The organism is Pannonibacter phragmitetus DSM 14782, assembly GCF_000382365.1.
Classification (GTDB): domain Bacteria; phylum Pseudomonadota; class Alphaproteobacteria; order Rhizobiales; family Stappiaceae; genus Pannonibacter; species Pannonibacter phragmitetus.
Window position 1 is genome coordinate 98657 of sequence record NZ_KB908220.1, and the last position, 17725, is coordinate 116381.

General features: G+C 64.6%; 15 protein-coding genes. 11 read left to right on the forward strand and 4 right to left on the reverse strand.

Annotation, left to right across the window (positions count from 1 at the left end; translation table 11 throughout):
* Nucleotides 1–50: 50 nt before the first annotated feature.
* On the reverse strand, nucleotides 51–788 hold the full coding sequence (locus tag H163_RS0111440) for an SDR family oxidoreductase (RefSeq protein ID WP_019964719.1): 738 nt from the start codon (nucleotides 786–788) through the stop codon (nucleotides 51–53).
* 183 nt (nucleotides 789–971) lie between these two features.
* Between H163_RS0111440 and H163_RS0111445 the strand changes: the two genes are divergently transcribed.
* Nucleotides 972–1736: an IclR family transcriptional regulator gene (locus tag H163_RS0111445; protein WP_019964720.1), complete on the forward strand. Its 765-nt coding sequence runs from the start codon at nucleotides 972–974 to the stop codon at nucleotides 1734–1736.
* Nucleotides 1737–1749: 13 nt separating this feature from the next.
* Here the strand turns inward: H163_RS0111445 and H163_RS0111450 are convergent, their stop codons facing one another.
* The 3 genes from H163_RS0111450 to H163_RS0111460 form a co-directional block, all read right to left on the reverse strand.
* Nucleotides 1750–2184: an RbsD/FucU family protein gene (locus tag H163_RS0111450; protein WP_019964721.1), complete on the reverse strand. Its 435-nt coding sequence runs from the start codon at nucleotides 2182–2184 to the stop codon at nucleotides 1750–1752.
* A gap of 364 nt (nucleotides 2185–2548) precedes the next feature.
* Nucleotides 2549–3658, reverse strand: a complete 1110-nt coding sequence (locus H163_RS0111455; protein WP_115336459.1) for a Gfo/Idh/MocA family protein — start codon at nucleotides 3656–3658, stop codon at nucleotides 2549–2551.
* Nucleotides 3659–3669: 11 nt separating this feature from the next.
* Nucleotides 3670–4374, reverse strand: coding sequence for a GntR family transcriptional regulator (locus H163_RS0111460; RefSeq protein WP_019964723.1), 705 nt, complete (start codon nucleotides 4372–4374; stop codon nucleotides 3670–3672).
* Between the two features lie 120 nt (nucleotides 4375–4494).
* Here H163_RS0111460 and H163_RS0111465 point away from each other — a divergent pair, with 120 nt between their 5' ends.
* The 10 genes from H163_RS0111465 to H163_RS0111510 all read left to right on the forward strand — a co-directional run bounded on the left by H163_RS0111465 (nucleotide 4495) and on the right by H163_RS0111510 (nucleotide 17637).
* Nucleotides 4495–5652, forward strand: coding sequence for an LLM class flavin-dependent oxidoreductase (locus tag H163_RS0111465; protein WP_026355740.1), 1158 nt, complete (start codon nucleotides 4495–4497; stop codon nucleotides 5650–5652).
* The gene (locus H163_RS0111470) at nucleotides 5652–6545 is read left to right on the forward strand and encodes an aldo/keto reductase (protein ID WP_019964725.1); all 894 of its coding nucleotides are present in this window, start codon (nucleotides 5652–5654) and stop codon (nucleotides 6543–6545) included. The genes H163_RS0111465 and H163_RS0111470 overlap by 1 nt, the downstream gene beginning before the upstream one ends.
* Complete coding sequence (locus tag H163_RS0111475) at nucleotides 6545–7075, forward strand: flavin reductase family protein (RefSeq protein WP_019964726.1); 531 nt, start codon at nucleotides 6545–6547, stop codon at nucleotides 7073–7075. The genes H163_RS0111470 and H163_RS0111475 overlap by 1 nt, the downstream gene beginning before the upstream one ends.
* Nucleotides 7076–7137: 62 nt before the next feature.
* Nucleotides 7138–7728, forward strand: a complete 591-nt coding sequence (locus tag H163_RS0111480; protein WP_026355742.1) for a TRAP transporter small permease — start codon at nucleotides 7138–7140, stop codon at nucleotides 7726–7728.
* On the forward strand, nucleotides 7728–9017 hold the full coding sequence (locus tag H163_RS0111485) for a TRAP transporter large permease (RefSeq protein WP_026355743.1): 1290 nt from the start codon (nucleotides 7728–7730) through the stop codon (nucleotides 9015–9017). The genes H163_RS0111480 and H163_RS0111485 overlap by 1 nt, the downstream gene beginning before the upstream one ends.
* 24 nt (nucleotides 9018–9041) lie before the next feature.
* The gene (locus H163_RS0111490; protein WP_019964729.1) at nucleotides 9042–10100 is read left to right on the forward strand and encodes a TRAP transporter substrate-binding protein; all 1059 of its coding nucleotides are present in this window, start codon (nucleotides 9042–9044) and stop codon (nucleotides 10098–10100) included.
* 504 nt (nucleotides 10101–10604) lie between these two features.
* Nucleotides 10605–11660 (forward strand): YeiH family protein, encoded by a 1056-nt coding sequence (locus H163_RS0111495; protein ID WP_019964730.1) that lies wholly within the window; start codon nucleotides 10605–10607, stop codon nucleotides 11658–11660.
* A gap of 104 nt (nucleotides 11661–11764) precedes the next feature.
* Nucleotides 11765–13180, forward strand: coding sequence for a sigma-54-dependent transcriptional regulator (locus H163_RS0111500; RefSeq protein ID WP_019964731.1), 1416 nt, complete (start codon nucleotides 11765–11767; stop codon nucleotides 13178–13180).
* On the forward strand, nucleotides 13173–15251 hold the full coding sequence (locus H163_RS0111505) for a sensor histidine kinase (RefSeq protein WP_019964732.1): 2079 nt from the start codon (nucleotides 13173–13175) through the stop codon (nucleotides 15249–15251). Before H163_RS0111500 ends, H163_RS0111505 begins: the two co-directional genes overlap by 8 nt.
* Nucleotides 15252–15978: 727 nt before the next feature.
* Nucleotides 15979–17637, forward strand: coding sequence for an OFA family MFS transporter (locus H163_RS0111510; RefSeq protein ID WP_019964733.1), 1659 nt, complete (start codon nucleotides 15979–15981; stop codon nucleotides 17635–17637).
* The last annotated feature ends 88 nt before the right edge of the window (nucleotides 17638–17725 follow it).

A 17725-nucleotide genomic window follows, 5' to 3' on the forward strand; every position in this document is an offset into this window, starting at 1 on the left:
GGCCTCCCGTCCGCGTGTGATGGCTGCGGGCCTCGACCGGCCCGCAAGGCTCAGATCGTGACGCCGCCGTCCACCAGAACGGCCTGACCGGTCATGAAGCGGCTTTCGTCGCTCAGAAGATAGAGCACCAGCGGCGTGATATCGTCCACCGTTGCCAGACGGCCCATGGGCTGGCGGGCGATGAAGTCCTTCTCCGCCTGCACCGGGTCGGCAGCAGAGGCGATGCGGCCGCGCAGCGAGGGCGTGTCCACCGTGCCGGGGCACAGGGCGTTGCAGCGGATGCCCTGCTTCACATAATCGGCCGCAACGGCCTTGGTCAGGCCGATCACCGCCGCCTTGGTGGTGCCATAGGCGGTGCGGTTGACAAATCCCTTGATGGAAGAGGCCATCGAGGCCATGTTGAGAATGGATGCAGAGCCGGTCTTGCCGGCCCGTTCCAGCATCCCCGGCAGGAAAGCCCGGATCATGCGCATCATGGAGGTTACATTGACCGCCAGTGCCTGTTCCCAGTCCTCGTCAGTGATGTCGAGCACCGCACCGTTGTGCACCATGCCCGCGCAGTTGAAGAGCCCGTCCAGCGGGCCAACGTCCCGCGCCAGCGCATCGATGGCAGCCCGGTCCGTCACATCCAGCTTCAGCGTTTCAAGGCCAGTGAGCCCGGCCAGCAGAGTGGCATCCCGGTCCGTGGCAATCACCCGTGCGCCTTCTGCCGCCAATGCCAGAGCCGAAGCGCGGCCCATGCCCTGACCGGCTGCCGTCACGAGAATAGTCTTGCCTGCAAGGCGCATCGCAGTCCTCCCGGATACCGGCTCCACCTCAGGGCCACCGGCCTTTCCTCCACCAGCCGCTCTTGATGACAGCTGTTCATATACGAACACCCTATTCACAAATGAACTGATATGCAACACTGCAGATCAAGAGAACAAAACACCCCCGCGTGAAATTTGCGAGGGGACCGGGAGGAATGAACCATGAGTGATGCAGAGAGCGGGTCAGAGCGCTACCGCGCCCCTGCGCTGGACAAGGGGCTCGATATTCTCGAATTGCTGTCGGAACAGTCTGCCGGCATGACGCGTGCGGAAATCGTCAAGGCCATGGGCCGCAGCCCCTCGGAAATCTACCGCATGCTGGAGCGGCTGGTGGCGCGCGACTATGTGGTGCGCTCCTTTGGCGGCGACCGCTACGCCCTGTCGATGAAGCTGTTCGTGCTGGCCAACCGGCACCCGCCGGTGCGCCGCCTTGTGGCGCAGGCAACGCCGAAGCTGGATCTGTTCGCCCGTGACAGCCGCCAGTCGTGCCATCTCGCCGTGCCTGAGCGCGCTGCCGCCGTTGTCGTGGCGCAGGCAAGCCCGATGGACAGTTGGGAATTCCGCGTGCGCGTCGGCGCAAGACTGGACCTGCTGGACACCGGCTCAGGCATTGCGCTGCTGGCCTTCCAGAACCCGGAACGCCGCGCCGAAACCCTGGCCACCTGGGGCAGCAGCGCCCAGACCGCGCGCCTGCATGAGGTGGAAGAAGAGCTCGAACGGGTGCGGGCGGCCGGTTACCGCATTGCCGAAAGCGGCCAGCTTCTCGGCGTGCAGGATATTTCCGTGCCCGTGCTGGCCCCGGACGGCGACGCCATCGCCGTCCTCACCTGCCCCTACCTCGGCCGCCCCGCCAGCGCCCCTTGCGCCAGCATCAGCGAGGTTCTGGACCGGTTGAAGGGTCTGGCGGGGGAACTCTCCCTCGCCTGATCCTCACTTCACATCACCCGAAGATCACGCCCTTGCGGATGATGAAATTGCCATAGGCGCGCAGTTCGGTGGTCAGGACCACAGCATAGCACTCCTTGGCACGGGCGTAGAAATCATAGCGCTCCAGCGAGGCCATGGACGCTTTTTCCGCGTCGAACAGGGGCTTGGCCTCGGCCACCACCGGCGGAATGGCCGCAGCATCGCCCACCACCTGCATGGTGAAAACCGGATCGCCATCGAAGGTGTCCACCGGCAGCAGAGTGAGAATGGCCTCCACCGCTTTCACTGCCGGGCAATCCATGCGCAGCGGCACCCCATGCACCGTGTGGCGAGCGGTCGATTCGGCCGGAAAATTGGCATCGACGATGGCAATCTCGTCCCCATGCCCCATGGCGGCCAGAACCATCAGCAGTTCCGGGCTGATGAGCGGATGAATCCCCTTGAGCATGACGGAAGTCCTCCCTGCCCGCAGAATTGGAATCTCTGAACAGCTGCGCGGGCGGGCGGCAGATTAGCGGGCTGAGGGATGAGGTCAACGGGGACGCGGAGCAAGACTACAAGCGACTGTCGGAGGATCTGCAAGGCCTTGCGTCCACTCCGCGCCGCCCCGGCCTTGCGCCGGGGCCTGTAAGGCTGCCGCTGCCTTTGCAGAATTGGACAAGGCTTCCGCTCTGCATTTGTCACAGAAAAGCAACCGCCCTGCGTCCCTGACGGGTCCCCGCACAAGGCGGGGACGGCGCGGTGTTTGCGTCTTCCTCCTGGGCAGAGCAGGATCGCCTCTGCTTTCCAGAAACAAACCACCGCCGGGGAATTCACCCCGGCGTGTAGGCCAGGCTTGCAATGTCCACGGCCTTGCCGGTCATGGCGGATTGCTGGGCGGCGAGGCCCATGGCGACGGCCCACCAGCCGTCATTCAGAGCCACTTCCACCGGCGCACCGGCGGTGACGGCTTTCTGGAAGCGCTGGTGCTGATAGAAGGTGGAGCCATTGTGGTCGCCGGCATCCAGCAGCTGCGGATCGACCGGCACTTCCAGCACCACGGGCCCCTGCGGCTGGCGCGGCGAGACGATGACCTGCGGCACCGGCGGCTCACCCAGATGCTCCGGCCAGAAACGGCCCGGTCCCGGAACGAGGCATTCGATCTTGCCCTTTGGCCCGACAGCGGAAATCTCCTCCTGATAGCGCGAGCCTTCCGCGAACATGCAGAGCTCCAGCATGGCGCGGGCGCCGGAGGCGAAATCGACGATCACATAGGCATGGTCCCAGATATCGGAGCGCTCGCCTGCGTAAACCTCGTCCAGATGGTTCACCGCCTGCCCGCCGGACGCCATAACCCGCACCGGATCGGACTTGAGGATGTGGCGCATGAGGTCGAAAAAATGGCAGCATTTTTCCACCAGTGTGCCGCCGGTGTTGCGGTTGAAGCGGTTCCAGTCGCCGACCTTCTCGAGAAACGGAAAGCGGTGCTCGCGGATAGTCAGCATGCGGATGCCGCCGGTCACGTTGTCCGCTTCCTCGATCATCTTTGCGACCGGGGGCATGTAGCGGTATTCCATCGCCACCCAGATGGGCGCAGGATAGGCAGCGCGCAGGGCGGCAAGGCGCGGGGCATCTTCGGGCGCTGTGAACAGCGGCTTTTCCACGATCACCGGCAGTGGCCGGACGGAGGCAATTTCCTCGAGCTGGCTGAGATGCAGGAAATTGGGGCTGGCGATCAGCAGACAGTTGATCTGGGCCACCTCCAGAAGATCGGCGACCGAGTCCACCATCCGGGCGCCGGGCACGGCTGCGGCGGCACGGGCGCGCATGTCTGCATCGGGCTCGTAGATTGCTGCAACAGACGCCCCCTCCAGCAGGGCAATGTTGCGCAGATGCTCCTGCCCCATCATGCCGCAGCCGATGATTCCATACGTCAGGCTCAAGGTATTTCCCCCTATTTCAGACGCGCCACGTAGCGCGCCACGTTATGATCGAACCAGGTGCGGGAAACCTCCGCCCGCTGCCCGTCCTGTCCATGACTGATGCGAAGGATGTGCGGCACCGGCGCACCCGGCGCGTGGCAGAAATTGGCAGGCGCCCAGTCCGGCACATGATCCAGCCCCACCTGATCCTCGGCCTTGACGATCCACAGGCCGAGCCGGGTGCGGTAGAAGAGATAGAGCGACTCTGACAGCTCTTCTGCCGTCACATGCTGCACATAGGAGCCGTCGAGCCAGATCTCCTCGACAGCTGCAATCTGCCCCGAAAGACGGCGCAGGCGGCGGATGCGGTGGCCTTCGCTGCCATGCCCGAAAGGCGGCAGGTAATCCGGCTTGGCCAGCCGGGTGACGGACAGAACCTCCGCTGTTGGCAGGCCGCCGCCCTTGATCAGCTCCAGCCGGAACATGGCGTAGAGGCTCTTCGGGTCACTCATCGCCCGGATGTAGTTCCCCGAGCCCTGAACACGCTCCAGCAGCCCGCGATTCTGCAACTCTGCCAAGGCCTTGCGCAGGGTTCCGACAGCAATGCCCATCTCCGCTGCCATGTCCCGTTCCGGCGGCAGGCGCATGCCGTCGATCAGCCGTCCAGCAGCAATATCGCGCACCAGCAATTCGGCGATCTGCATGTAGATCGGCAGGCTGCCCTTGCTCTGTGTCATCACGCTCCGGCCGTGGAATGAGGTGTTCGAGGAGTGGGTCACAAGAAAATTGATACACTATTGATTTACATCAATGCAGGTGTTACGCAAGTGGAAACTGCGGCTCAAAAGGGGAGTATGATGACCGTTGTTCCCGTGACCTCCGCCGATCTCGACGCATCCGAAGTGTCCTGGTTTGCGGCTCTGTGCTCCGACGACTACGCCTATCTCGGCGTGCCGGACGGCAGCCTGCGCTCCAGCTGGGAGCACTGCTCCTCGATCGTGCAGAAGGCGGAAAGCCTTGGCTTCCGCAACATCCTGTGCCCCTCGTCCTATCAGGTGGGGCAGGACACGCTGAGCTTCGTGGCCGGCTGCGCGCCCATCACGGAGCACATCAACATGCTGGCGGCCATCCGCTGCGGCGAGATGCAGCCGATCATGCTGGCCCGCACGGTGGCAACGCTCGATCACATGCTGAAGGGCCGCCTGACGCTCAACGTCATCAGCTCCGACTTCCCCGGTGAAGTTGCTGACAGCACCTACCGCTACAAGCGCAGCCACGAGGTCGTTCAGATCCTGCGGCAGGCCTGGACGCGCGAGACCATCGATCATGAGGGCGAGGTCTATCAGTTCAAGGGCGTTTCGACAGAACCGGCGCGTCCCTATCAGCAGAACGGCGGCCCCCTGCTCTATTTCGGCGGATACTCGCCGGATGCGCTGGAACTGTGCGGCGCCCAGTGCGACGTCTATCTGATGTGGCCCGAGACAAAAGACCAGTTGGCAGAGCGGATGAAGGCCGTGCATGAACGCGCCGCCGCCCATGGCCGCACCCTCGACTATGGCCTGCGCGTCCACATGATCGTCCGCGACACGGAAGCCGAAGCGCGCGAATATGCCGAGCATCTCGTCTCGAAGCTCGATGACGAATACGGCAAGCTGATCCGCGACCGCGCCCACGACTCCATCTCGCTGGGCGTTGCCCATCAGGCCCGCGCCCGCGAACTGGCGGACAAGTTCGGTTATATCGAGCCGCATCTGTGGACCGGCATTGGCCGGGCGCGCTCAGGCTGCGGGGCGGCGCTCGTCGGCTCCACCGATCAGGTGCTGTCGGAAATCGAATCCTACCGGAAGATGGGCATCCGCGCCTTCATCTTCTCCGGCTATCCGCATCTGGAGGAAGCCGGTCACTTCGGAACCAAGGTCCTGCCGCAGCTCAAGACCTGTTCCCTGCCCCATGAATATGGCCGTGTGCCAAGCGAAACGCCAGCCACTCCGCTGGGCGTGGGAGAACGCCGCTGATGAACCGCATTGATCTCACCAAAGACCTGAGCCTCAGCCGCATCGTCTATGGCATGTGGCGCATCGGTGATGACAGCAACACCAGCCCGGCGCATGTTCAGGCCAAGATCGAAAGCTGTCTGGCGCAGGGCATCACCACGCTGGATCAAGCCGACATTTACGGCGGCTACACCGCCGAGGCGATCCTGGGCGGTGCGCTGAAGGCATCGCCGCAGCTGCGCGACAAGGTGGAACTCGTCACCAAGTGCGGCATCGTCGCCCCGGCCGGCCGCTATGCGGACCGGCGCGTGAAGTACTACGACACCACCGAAGGACACATCACGGCCTCGGTCGAAGCCTCCTTGCGCGACATGGGCACGGACCGGATCGACCTGCTGCTGATCCACCGCCCCGATCCGCTGATCGACCACGAGGAAACCGGCAAGGCGCTGGATGGCCTCGTCGCGTCGGGCAAAGTGCGCAGCGTCGGCGTCTCCAACTTCCGCCCCTGGGATTTCTCGCTGCTGCAGTCGGCGATGAGCGGCAAGCTCGTCACCAACCAGATCGAGATCAGCCTTGTGGCAACCGAATGCTTCGTCAACGGCGATCTGGCCTATCTGCAGGAAAGGGCGATTGCGCCGATGGCCTGGTCGCCGCTGGGCGGCGGCTCGCTCTTCGGCGAGGACAACCGCCAGCTTCTGGCCGCACTGGAGCGGACCGGCGCGGCGCAGGGCGTTGATGCAACTGCAGTCGCAGTCGCCTGGCTGCTGCGCCATCCGGGGCGGATCATCCCGGTGATGGGCACCAACAACATCGAGCGGATCGGCAAGATCGGCGAGGCAGCCAAGGTGGAGATGGACCGGCAGACCTGGTTCGAGCTTTATACTCTGGCCATTGGCAAGGACGTGCCGTGATGATGGCAGCGAACGAACACCTCTCCGGACGGGATGAGCGGCTGTTCGTGCCGGGCACGGAAACATCGCGCGAGTTCCGCACTGCGCTGGGCACCTTTGCCACGGGCGTAACTGTGGTGACGGCCATGGGCGATCAGGGCCCCATGGGCATGACGGCCAACAGCTTCACCTCGCTGTCGCTGGATCCGCCACTGGTGCTCTGGTCGCCGGCAAAGAACTCATCCAAGCATGGCGGCTTCACCACCGCCACGCATTTCGCCATCCATGTGCTGGGCGAGGAGCAGGACGGGCTCAGCGCCAGCTTCACCCGGGGCGGCACCGCCTTTGACGGGCTGGCGTGGGAGATCAATGCGGAAGGCGCGCCGGTCATCCCTGGCACGCTCGCCCGCTTCGAGTGTGCCCTGCATGCCGTGCACGACGGCGGGGACCATTCCATTGTCATCGGACGGGTGCTACGCGTAGCACAGCGCGATGGCGCACCGCTTTGCTTCTCGCAGGGCGCTTTCGGACGGTTTGCCAGAATGACCTGAGATACCGGGCCATTCGGGTTTGGCAGCCGCGCCGGGAGACCGCGGCTGGTGGGAGGAAAATGATGGGTTTCATTCTGGCAACCGCCAGATATCTGGGCCTTGTCAACGGCGCGGCGCTGGCCGCCGGCCGCTGGATCGGGGCAGGCTGCGTCGGGCTGATGGTCATCATCATCCTGATCCAGGTGTTTTTCCGCTACGTGCTCAACGACGCTCCGGCCTGGACGGAGGAAGCCGCCCGCTTTCTCATGCTCTGGATGACCGGCCTGATGGTGCCCACGGCCTTCCGCCGGGGCGGCTTTGTCGGCATCGACATGCTGGTGATCCTGCTGCCGCGCCTTGTGGCCGGAGTGCTCAATCTCGTTCTGCTCATCCTGATTGCCGGCCTCCTGTTCTACGCCACACGGCTGGGCTGGAAGGAAGTCACCGGCATTGGCGGCCGTTTTGCGATGGCCGCGATTTCCGTGCCCGTGTCGCTGGACTTCTCCGCCTGGATGAAGGTCCCCCGCGCCTGGATGATGGCCTCGCTCGCGGTTGGCTGTACGGCGATGCTCGCCGTCTGCATCGAACTGATCCTGCGCAGCCTCATCACGCTCATGGGCGGTGAGCGCCAGCTTGCACCGGTTACCGAAACTCAGTCTCTGGGAGCGGAGTGATGCTCAGTCTTTTCCTGCCGCTCTTCCTCCTGCTGCTGTTCCTCGGCCTGCCCGTGGTCTTCGGCCTCATCATGGCCCCAGCCGCCCTGCTCTGGGCCAATGGCCAGGAGCGTGAGATCGCCCTGCTCTACCGCAATGTCTACAACGGCATGGACAGCTTCCCGCTGATGGCGATTCCTTTCTTCATGCTCGCGGGCGAACTGATGAACCGGGCCGGCATCACCATGCGCCTCGTCGAATTTGCACAGGCCATGATCGGCCATCTGCGCGGTGGTCTGGCGCACGTGAACATCATGTCCTCCATGCTCTTTGCCGGATTGTCCGGCTCGGCGGTGGCGGATGTGTCGGCGCTGGGCTCCATGCTGATCCCGGCCATGGAGAAGCAGGGGTACACCCGCCGTTTTGCCGCCGCCGTGACCGCCGCCTCCTCCATCATCGGCCCGATCATCCCGCCCTCCGGCATCATGATCATCTATGCCTATGTGATGAACCAGAGTGTTGCCGCCCTGTTCCTTGCGGGCATCGTGCCGGGCATTCTCATTGGCCTCAGTCTGATGGTCATCGTCTGGCTGCAGGCGGACCGGGAAAACCTGCCCGCCGCTACCGCCCGCGCCTCGTGGGGAGACAGAGGCAAGGCCAGCCTCTCGGCCTTCTGGCCACTGCTGACGCCGGCGATCATCCTCGGCGGCATTCTTGGCGGTGTCTTCACCCCGACGGAAGCTTCCGCCATCGCCGTGGGCTACTCGTTCTTCATCGGCCTCTTTGTCATGCGCACCCTCAAGGTGCGCGAGATCCCGGACGTGCTGACCCGCGCCGGCATGACCTCCGCCGTGGTGCTGCTGCTGGTGGGTGCTGCCATGGCCTTCAAGACGGTGGCCAGCCTTGCCCACACGCCGGAACTGCTGGCCGATATCATCCTCGGCCTCAGCAACAATCCGCTGGTGCTGCTGTTCCTGATCAACATCCTGCTGTTCATCGTCGGCATGTTCCTCGATGCAGGGCCCGCCATCATCATCCTGGGGCCGATCCTCGGACCGATCTTCACCTCCATGGGCGTGGATCCGATCCATTTTGCCATCATCATGGCGGTGAACCTGACCGTTGGCCTGCTCACCCCGCCCATGGGCCTCGTGCTGTTCGTCACCTCGTCCGTCTCGGGCCTGAGGGTGGAGACCATTGCCCGGGCAACGCTGCCGTTCCTGGCGGCGGAAGTGGCCGTGATCTTCCTGATCACCTACTTCCCCGCCATCTGCCTCACCGTCCCCCGCCTTCTGGGGTTCGTGAACTGACTTGAGTGAAAGGGAGGAACTGGAATGCTCAAGGCACTTCTGAAGACCGTGCTGCTGGCCAGCACGCTGTCCATGGCCACCATGGCGCAGGCGGCAGACATCACCCTGCGCGCCACCGCCAATTCCAACGAGAATGACGAGGATTATGACGGCCTCGTCGTCTTCAAGAACTACGTGGAGAATGCCTCGAACGGCGCGATTGCCGTTGAGCTGTTCATCGGCACCCAGCTCTGCGCCACCGGCGAGGAATGCCTTCAGGGCGTCGCCGACGGCAACATCGATATCTACATCTCCACCTCCGGCGGTGCGGCGGGCCTCTTCCCCTATATCCAGGTGCTGGACCTGCCCTATCTGATGAGCGACGACCGGGTGGCCGAAGCCGTGCTGACCGGCCCCTTCACCCGCGAATTGCGCGCCAAGGCTCTGGCTGACAGCGGCAACGCCATCCGCCTGATGACCATCGGCAACACCGGCGGCTGGCGCAACTATGCCAACACCAAGGGCACGGTGAAGACCCCGGCAGACCTCAAGGGCCTGAAGATGCGCACCGTGCCGGCCGACCTGCCGCAGCAGGTGGCCACCGCCGTCGGCGCGTCGCCCACGCCCGTTCCGTGGCCGGAACTCTTCACCGCCCTGCAGACCGGCGTTGTCGAAGGCACGGCCAACGGCATCACCGACATCATGAACATGAAGTTCACCGATGCAGGCGTGAAATACATCACTCTGGATGGCCACTCCTACATGGGTGCCTTCTGGTGGATGTCGAACCAGCGCTTCCTGTCGCTGACGCCGGAACAGCGCAAGGTGGTGGCCGATGGCTTCGCCGCCCTGCAGCAGGCCACCTTCGCCAGCCCCAAGCGCAAGGAAATCGCCGCCTATCAGGACTTCCTGAAAGCCGGCGGCGAGATCTACGTGCCGACGGCTGAAGAAAAGGCAGCCTTCAAGGAGGCCGTCGCCCCGGTGTTCGACTGGTTCAAGACCAAGGTCACGGGTGGCGAGGAAGTCTTCGCCATGTTCACCACCGCCGTGGCTGAAGCCGAGGAAATCGTCAACGCCGAGCGCGCCGCCGAAACGGCCGACTGACATTGACCCTGCAGGACGGGGCCCGCTCCGTCCTGCTTTTTGGGGGAGCTCGGATATGGCCGGGGTGGCCTTTCCTCCATCGTGGAGCAGTATTTACAACGGACGCATGGCGGGGGAACGCGCCCTCCTTTGGCCGCAGCCCCCTCTCCCCCCTTGAGGGGGAGATGTCTGCGTCAGCAGACAGAGGGGGGTGGCAGCGCCTCAGTACGGCAGGATCTCTCTCATAAACGGACAGTCCGTTACCCCCCTCTGCCCCCTACCGGGGGCATCTCCCCCTCAAGGGGGGAGAGGAATTGGTGCCTGACTGGCTGTCCGTTGTAAACGTTGCGCCACAAGAGGAAGGGAGGCTGAAAAGCCTTGCCCCACAACCCCAAACAGGCCCAGACCTGATATCCTTTCATCTGCCCTGAAACAAAACTGCTTACCCGAAAAACAACGGCTCTCAAGACAGGCACCGGGGCATCCGGTGCGTCTCTTTTGCGCCCCATCCTGAAGGTTCACGCCATGGCCACTCCAGATCAGGCCTTTCCAGCCGAAAAGGACGGAGAGACTTCGCTTGCCGCACGCATGCGCCTGCGTTTCCCCGGCCTTTCCATCGCCGTGCTGATCGCACTCGCCTCCGCCTTCCTTTCGGAGCATTACGGCGCGCCGGCCATGCTGCTGGCGATCCTGATCGGACTGGCGCTGCATTTCCTCTCAGATGATCCGCGCATGCTGCCGGGGCTGGAGTTTGCAGCGAAAAGCCTCCTGCGCGCCGGGATCACGCTACTCGGCCTCAGGATCAGCCTCGGCATGTTTGCCGATCTCGGGCTACCGATGCTTCTGGTGCTGGCAAGCGCCGTTGCCTTGACCATCGGCTTCGGTATGGCCGTCTCGCGCCTCTTCGGGCAGGAAAGCCGCTTCGGACTGCTCACGGGCGGCGCCGTCGCCATCTGCGGGGCGTCTGCCGCCATGGCCATCGCCGCCGTGCTGCCGCGCAAGTCTGCCCATGAGGCAGAGCGGGACATGGTGTTCGCCGTCTTTGGCGTCACCATGATGTCCACACTCGCCATGATCGGCTACCCCATCCTCGCCTCTGCTCTGGGCATGAGCGATCAGGTCACCGGCGTCTTCCTCGGCGCAACGATCCATGACGTGGCGCAGGTGGTCGGCGCAGGTTTCTCCGTTTCCGAGACAACTGGCGACATGGCCGTGCTGGTGAAGCTGATCCGCGTCACCATGCTGGCCCCCGTGGTGCTGCTGATCGCCCTCGCCTTCCGCCGCTCCGTGCCCTCCGATGCCAAGCGTCCGCCGCTGGTGCCGCTGTTCGTTCTTGGCTTTCTGGCGCTGGCCATCCTCAATTCCCTCATCGAAATCCCGGCATTCGTCGCAGAAGGCGCCAATGCAGCCTCCCGCTGGGCGCTGCTGGCAGCCATCGGCGCGGTCGGCGTCAAGACCTCCCTGCCCAACATCATGAGCGTCGGCCGCCGCGCCATTGCGCTGCTGGTTGCCGAAACCGTGTTCCTCGCAGGCTTCATCCTGATCTGCGTCGAGTTCCTGCCACTCGACCGGCTGCATTAAGGCTCTCCACACTTGCCCTTGCCTGCCAGTTTTGCGAGGGTCGGACACTGCTGCTTCATGGGGTGCGAACAAGACGCCGCAAGCAGGCAGCATGGGAGGGGAGAATGAACACCAGCACGGCACTGGCCAGCGCTGCGCCGAAGACAGGCTTTGATGAGGCGCTGGGAGAGGCCTCGATCCTCGTCATCGATGACGAGCCGGGCATGCGCAACTTCCTTGACCGGACGCTGCGCCCGCGCTGCCGGCATCTGGATCTGGCCGCCAGCGTCGAAGAGGCCACTGGCCTGCTGGATGCAGCGCATTTCGATATCGTCATCCTCGACAATATCATGGGCGGCCAGCGCGGCGTCGACTGGCTGGCCGAACAGCGCGACACCGGCTTTCTGCCCGCCGCCATCCTGATCACCGCCTATGCCGACCTTGAGACGGCCATTCAGGCACTGCAGGCGGGTGCGGCGGATTTCGTGCTGAAGCCCTTCCGCTCCAACCAGATCCTCAATGCCGTGGCCCGCTGCCTCGACCGGATGCAGCTGCAGCGGGAGAACACGGTGCTGCGGCATGAGCTGAAGGCAAGCTCTGACCTTATCCTCCTGCGCGACAAGCTGATCGGCGCCTCCCCCGCCATCGAGGACATCCGCGCCACCATCGCCCGCGTTGCCCCGCTCCCCTCCTCCGTGCTGCTGACCGGCCAGTCCGGCACCGGCAAGGAGGTGGCAGCGCGCATGATCCATGAGCTGTCCGACCGGGCGGCCAAGCCCTTCGTGCCGGTCAACTGCGCCGCCATGCCGTCCGACATGGTGGAGAGCGAGCTTTTCGGCCATGTGAAGGGCGCCTTCACCGGCGCGCAGAATGGGCGCGAGGGCCTGTTCCTGCATGCCCGCGGCGGCACGCTGTTTCTGGACGAGATTGGCGACCTGCCCCTTCAGACCCAGGGCAAGCTGCTGCGCGTGCTGGAAGACCGCAAGGTGCGCCCCGTCGGCGCCGAGCGCGAGCTGCCCGTCGATCTGCGCTTCGTCTTTGCCACCAATGTGGATCTGGAGAAAGCGGTGGCCGAGGGGCGCTTCCGGGCCGACCTCTTCTTCCGCATCAACATCGTCAGCCTGCACATGCCGCCGCTGAAGGAGCGCGGGCGCGATGCGCTCGATCTGGCGGACCTGTTCATGCAGAAGCTGTCGCTGCAGCTCGGCACCCCGCCGCTGCCGCTCACCGAAGAGGTGCGCCGGGCGATTGCCGCCTATGACTGGCCGGGCAATGTGCGCGAGCTGCGCAACTTCATCGAGCGCAGCCTGATCCTTGGCCGCTTTCCGCCGGATTTCCTGCGCACCGCGCAAACGCCCGGTACTGGCGGGCAAGCCAGCGCGGCACCGCAGGCCGATGGCACGCTGACGCTGGCCGATATGGAGCGCAACCATATTCTGGGCACGCTGGAGAGCTGCGGCGGCAACCGGGATGCGGCCGCAAACCTTCTCGGCATTTCCCGCAAGACCATCGACCGGCGGCTCAGGGACTGGAATGTCTGAGCCAGCCGCCCCACTGGAGCGCGTCCGCCCGTCCCGTTCCGTCCGTTTCCGCCTGCTGGCGATTGCGCTTCTGCCCATGCTGGTCATCGTGCCGCTGGTGGCCGGCGGCATCATGCTGCGCTGGAACACCAAGTTCAGCGAGGTCTTGATCAACAAGGTCAGCGCCGACCTCACCATAGCCCGGCAATATCTCGCAAGGCTGATGGAAACCAACGGCGAGCGGCTGACCGCCATCGCCCAGTCCGCCCGCTTCCAGAGCGCCGCCTCCCGCCCGGCACTGGCGGATCTGCTGGCGCAGGAAAAGACCAGCCTCGGCCTCGACTATCTCTATCTCACCGACGCCTCGGGCGCGCTGATCGCCGCCAGCAGCCCGGACCTGCGCCTGCCGGAGCAATCCTCCCCTGTCATCGCCAGCGCGCTGGAAGGCAGCGCCCGCACCGGCATCACCATTCTCTCCGGCCCGGATCTTGAACGGCTGTCGCCGGAGCTTGCGGCGCGTGCCAGGCTCGACATCGTGCCCACCGCCAACGCCGCCCCCAGCCCGCGCAAGACCGAAGACCGGGGCATGGTCATTCTGGCTGCCACCCCGGTCACGCTTGCCGATGGCCGCAAGGCCGCGCTCACCGGCGGCCTGCTCCTCAACCAGAACCTCGTCTTCATCGACACGATCAATGATCTCGTTTACCGGCAGGGCAGCCTGCCGGAGGGCAGTGAGGGCACGGCGACGCTGTTTCTCGATGACGTGCGCATCAGCACCAATGTGCGCCTGTTCGAGGGCAAGCGCGCGCTGGGCACGCGGGTGTCGGATGCCGTGCGCAAGACCGTGCTGGATGACGGCATCACCTGGCGGGCCAGCGCCTTCGTCGTCAACGACTGGTACATCTCCGCCTATGAGCCGATCCTCGACAGCGAGGGCCAGCGCGCCGGCATGCTCTATGTCGGCTTTCTGGAAACGCCCTTCACCCAGGCCCGGCAGCAGACGGTGCTGCTGGTCGTCCTTGCGCTTCTGGCCATCGGCACCATCACCGTGCCCATCTTCCTGCGCTGGGCGCGGGCGATCTTCCGCCCGCTGGAGAAGATGGCAGGCACCATTTCCCGCGTCGAAGCGGGTGACATGGGCGCCCGCACCCATGCACCCCAGCCGCAGGGCGGCGGGGCCGGTCAGGACGAAATCACCCGCGTGGCGCATCTGCTCGATCACCTGCTGGATCTCGTTCAGGAGCGGGATGCAGCTCTGCGCCAATGGAACGAACAGCTCAACGCCCGCGTCGCCGAGCGCACCCGCGAGCTGGAACAATCCAACCTGCAGCTGGAAGCCGCCACCCGCCAGCTCATCGTTTCGGAAAAGCTCGCTGCCATCGGCGAGATCACCGCAGGTGTCGCCCATGAGATCAACAATCCGGTCGCCGTCATCCAGGGCAATCTCGATGTGCTGCAGCAGGTGATGGGTGACCGGGCGGTGGAAGCTGCCACCGAGTTCCGCCTGCTGGACGAACAGGTCCACCGCATCCACCTCATCGTCACCCGCTTGCTTCAGTTTGCAAGGCCGGAGGAATTCGCCGGCTGGACCGAGCGCACCGATCCCGCCGAAGCCCTCGAAGGCTGCCTGCCGCTGGTGCAGCATCTTCTGAAAAAGGCCGATGTCAGCGTCACGCTGGAGCCCTTCTCCACCCGGCAGGTGCTGATCAACCGCACCGAGCTTCAGCAGGTGCTGATCAATCTCATCGTCAACGCCGTCCACGCCATGCCCGGTGGCGGACGGCTGCGCCTCGCCTGCGAGGACGCGGAAGAAGCCGGCCTCTCCGGCGTGCGCTTCACGGTGGCAGACACCGGCACCGGTATGAGCGCCGAGGTGCAGGCCCGCATCTTCGAGCCCTTCTTCACCACCCGCCCCGCTCCCGGCACTACTGGTTCTGGCAGCAGCTCTGGCACCGGGTCAAGCGCCACCGGCTCCGGCCTTGGCCTGTCCATCTGCCAGAAACTCGTCGAACGCCAGAACGGCCGCATCACTGTCCAGAGCACCCCCGGCGGAGGCACGACGTTCACGATCTTCTTGCCGGAGGCGGTGTGAGGGGGAAGGCAAAGGTAGGAATGCGCCCTCCTTTTGCCGCAGCATTCCTCTCCCCCCTTGAGGGGGAGATGTCTGCGCCAGCAGACAGAGGGGGGTTGCAGCGCCTCAGCACGGCAGGATCTCTCTCATAAACGGACAGTCCATTACCCCCTCTGCCCCCTGTCGGGGGCATCTCCCCCTCAAGGGGGGAGAGGAGTTGGCGCCTGCCTGACGGCCTGTTGTGAACACTGCTCTAAAAAGCGAAAAAGGCACAAGGGTCAGCGGAAGAACCGTCCTGTTTTCTGTAAGCCCCCCAGCCCCCCAAAGACCCTCTGTCCGGACAAGCTGTCCCTGAGCCTCCCAAGTTGTCCGGCATGAAGGGCGAATGCTGCGGATGAAGAACCAGCGGGGGCTGGAGAGCAAGGTGCGCAGCCCTCGTGCCGGCACATTCTGACGGATCGCCCCACAGCATCACCCGAGTAAATTAGTCCTATTTTTCAAATTGGTAAGCGGATTTCCCCGCAAACCGCTGGCGCAGCTGCACCTGATGCACACCCCGCCTGCCCTTCAATTCCCTCCATGCCCCGGCAACTGGCACGCTTCTGGCTAAGTAATTTGCCGGGGAGAGGCGGCCTTCGGGAGGAACGGGGCTGAGGTCCGGAGAATGGCTTGCAGAAGCCGCCGGTCCGCCGTGCGAAGGCGCCCTCCAAGGTTCCCCTGTGCAAGGGGCTCTCGGGAGGAGACAGGAATGACCACAACCACCGGCGTCGAGGGCGGGTACTCCGAAGGAGGACTGCTCGACCGGGAACGCATCATTGCAAAACCCGGATTCAACCGCTGGCTCGTGCCGCCAGCAGCGCTTGCCATCCATCTGTGCATCGGCATGGCCTATGGCTTCAGCGTGTTCTGGCTGCCGCTGTCGCGCGCCATCGGCATCCAGCAATCCGTCACCTGCGAGGGCATGAGCCTCGTCACCGCGCTCTTCACCGCCTCCTGCGACTGGCGCGTCGCGGATCTGGGCTGGATCTACACCCTCTTCTTCGTCTTCCTCGGCTGCTCGGCGGCCATCTGGGGCGGCTGGCTGGAAAAGGCCGGGCCGCGCAAGGCGGGCGTCGTCTCCACCTTCTGCTGGTGCGGCGGCATTGCCGTGGCGGCGGTGGGCGTGATGACGCATCAGCTCTGGCTCATGTGGCTGGGCGCGGGCGTCATCGGCGGCATCGGTCTTGGGCTGGGCTACATCTCGCCCGTTTCCACCCTGATCAAGTGGTTCCCGGACCGGCGCGGCATGGCGACGGGCATGGCCATCATGGGCTTCGGCGGCGGCGCCATGATCGGCGCACCGCTGGCTGACCGCTTGATGCGCTATTTCGCAACGCCGGAAAGCGTTGGCGTGTGGGAGACCTTCCTCGTCATGGCGGCGATCTACTTCGTCTTCATGCTGGGCGGCGCCTTCGGCTACCGTCTGCCGCCGGCAGGCTGGCGTCCGGAGGGCTGGACCCCGCCGCAGTCGAAGGCCACCACCATGATCACCCAGCACCATGTGCATCTGAACAACGCGCACAAGACGCCGCAGTTCTGGATGATCTGGATCGTGCTCTGCATGAACGTCTCGGCGGGTATCGGTGTGATCGGCATGGCCTCGCCCATGCTGCAGGAGATCTTCTCCGGCAAGCTGATCGGCCTGCCCGAACTCACCTTCACCGATCTGTCGGGCGAACAGAAGGCCGCCATCGCGGCGATTGCCGCAGGCTTCACCGGCCTCCTGTCCCTGTTCAACATCGCGGGCCGCTTCTTCTGGGCCTCCCTGTCGGACCGGATCGGGCGGAAGAACACCTATTTCACCTTCTTCCTGCTCGGCATCGTGCTCTATGCGCTGGCCCCGACGGCGGCGCAGCTTGGCAACCAGCTGCTGTTCGTCGCCATCTTCGCGGTGATCCTGTCCATGTATGGCGGCGGCTTCGCCACAGTACCGGCCTATCTCGCCGACATCTTCGGCACCCAGTTCGTCGGGGCCATCCATGGCCGCCTGCTGACGGCCTGGGCAACGGCCGGCATCCTCGGCCCCGTGGTGGTGAACTACATCCGTGAGGCGCAGATCAATGCCGGCATCCCCCGGGCGCAGGTCTATGACTTCACCATGTACATCCTCTGCGGCATGCTGCTGATCGGCCTCATTGCCAATGCGCTCGTCCGGCCGCTGGACAAGAAATGGTACATGTCCGAGGCGGAAGTTGCGGCCCTGCAGGCCAAGGCCCGCACGGCGGATTCCAGCATTACCCATGGCTCCTTCGGCATCGGCAAGGGCGGGCTCGACGGCAAGGCGGCGCTCGCCTGGGCCGTGATGATCATCCCGATCCTCTGGGGTGTCTGGATCACGCTGGAAAAGACCGCCGCCCTCTTCGGCTGAGGCTTTTTCCTGCTAGAACAGGCCGGCCGGGCACTTTCCGCCCGGCCGGTTCCCAGAAATGGAACTGCAGTGACCCTGCCGGTAGCGG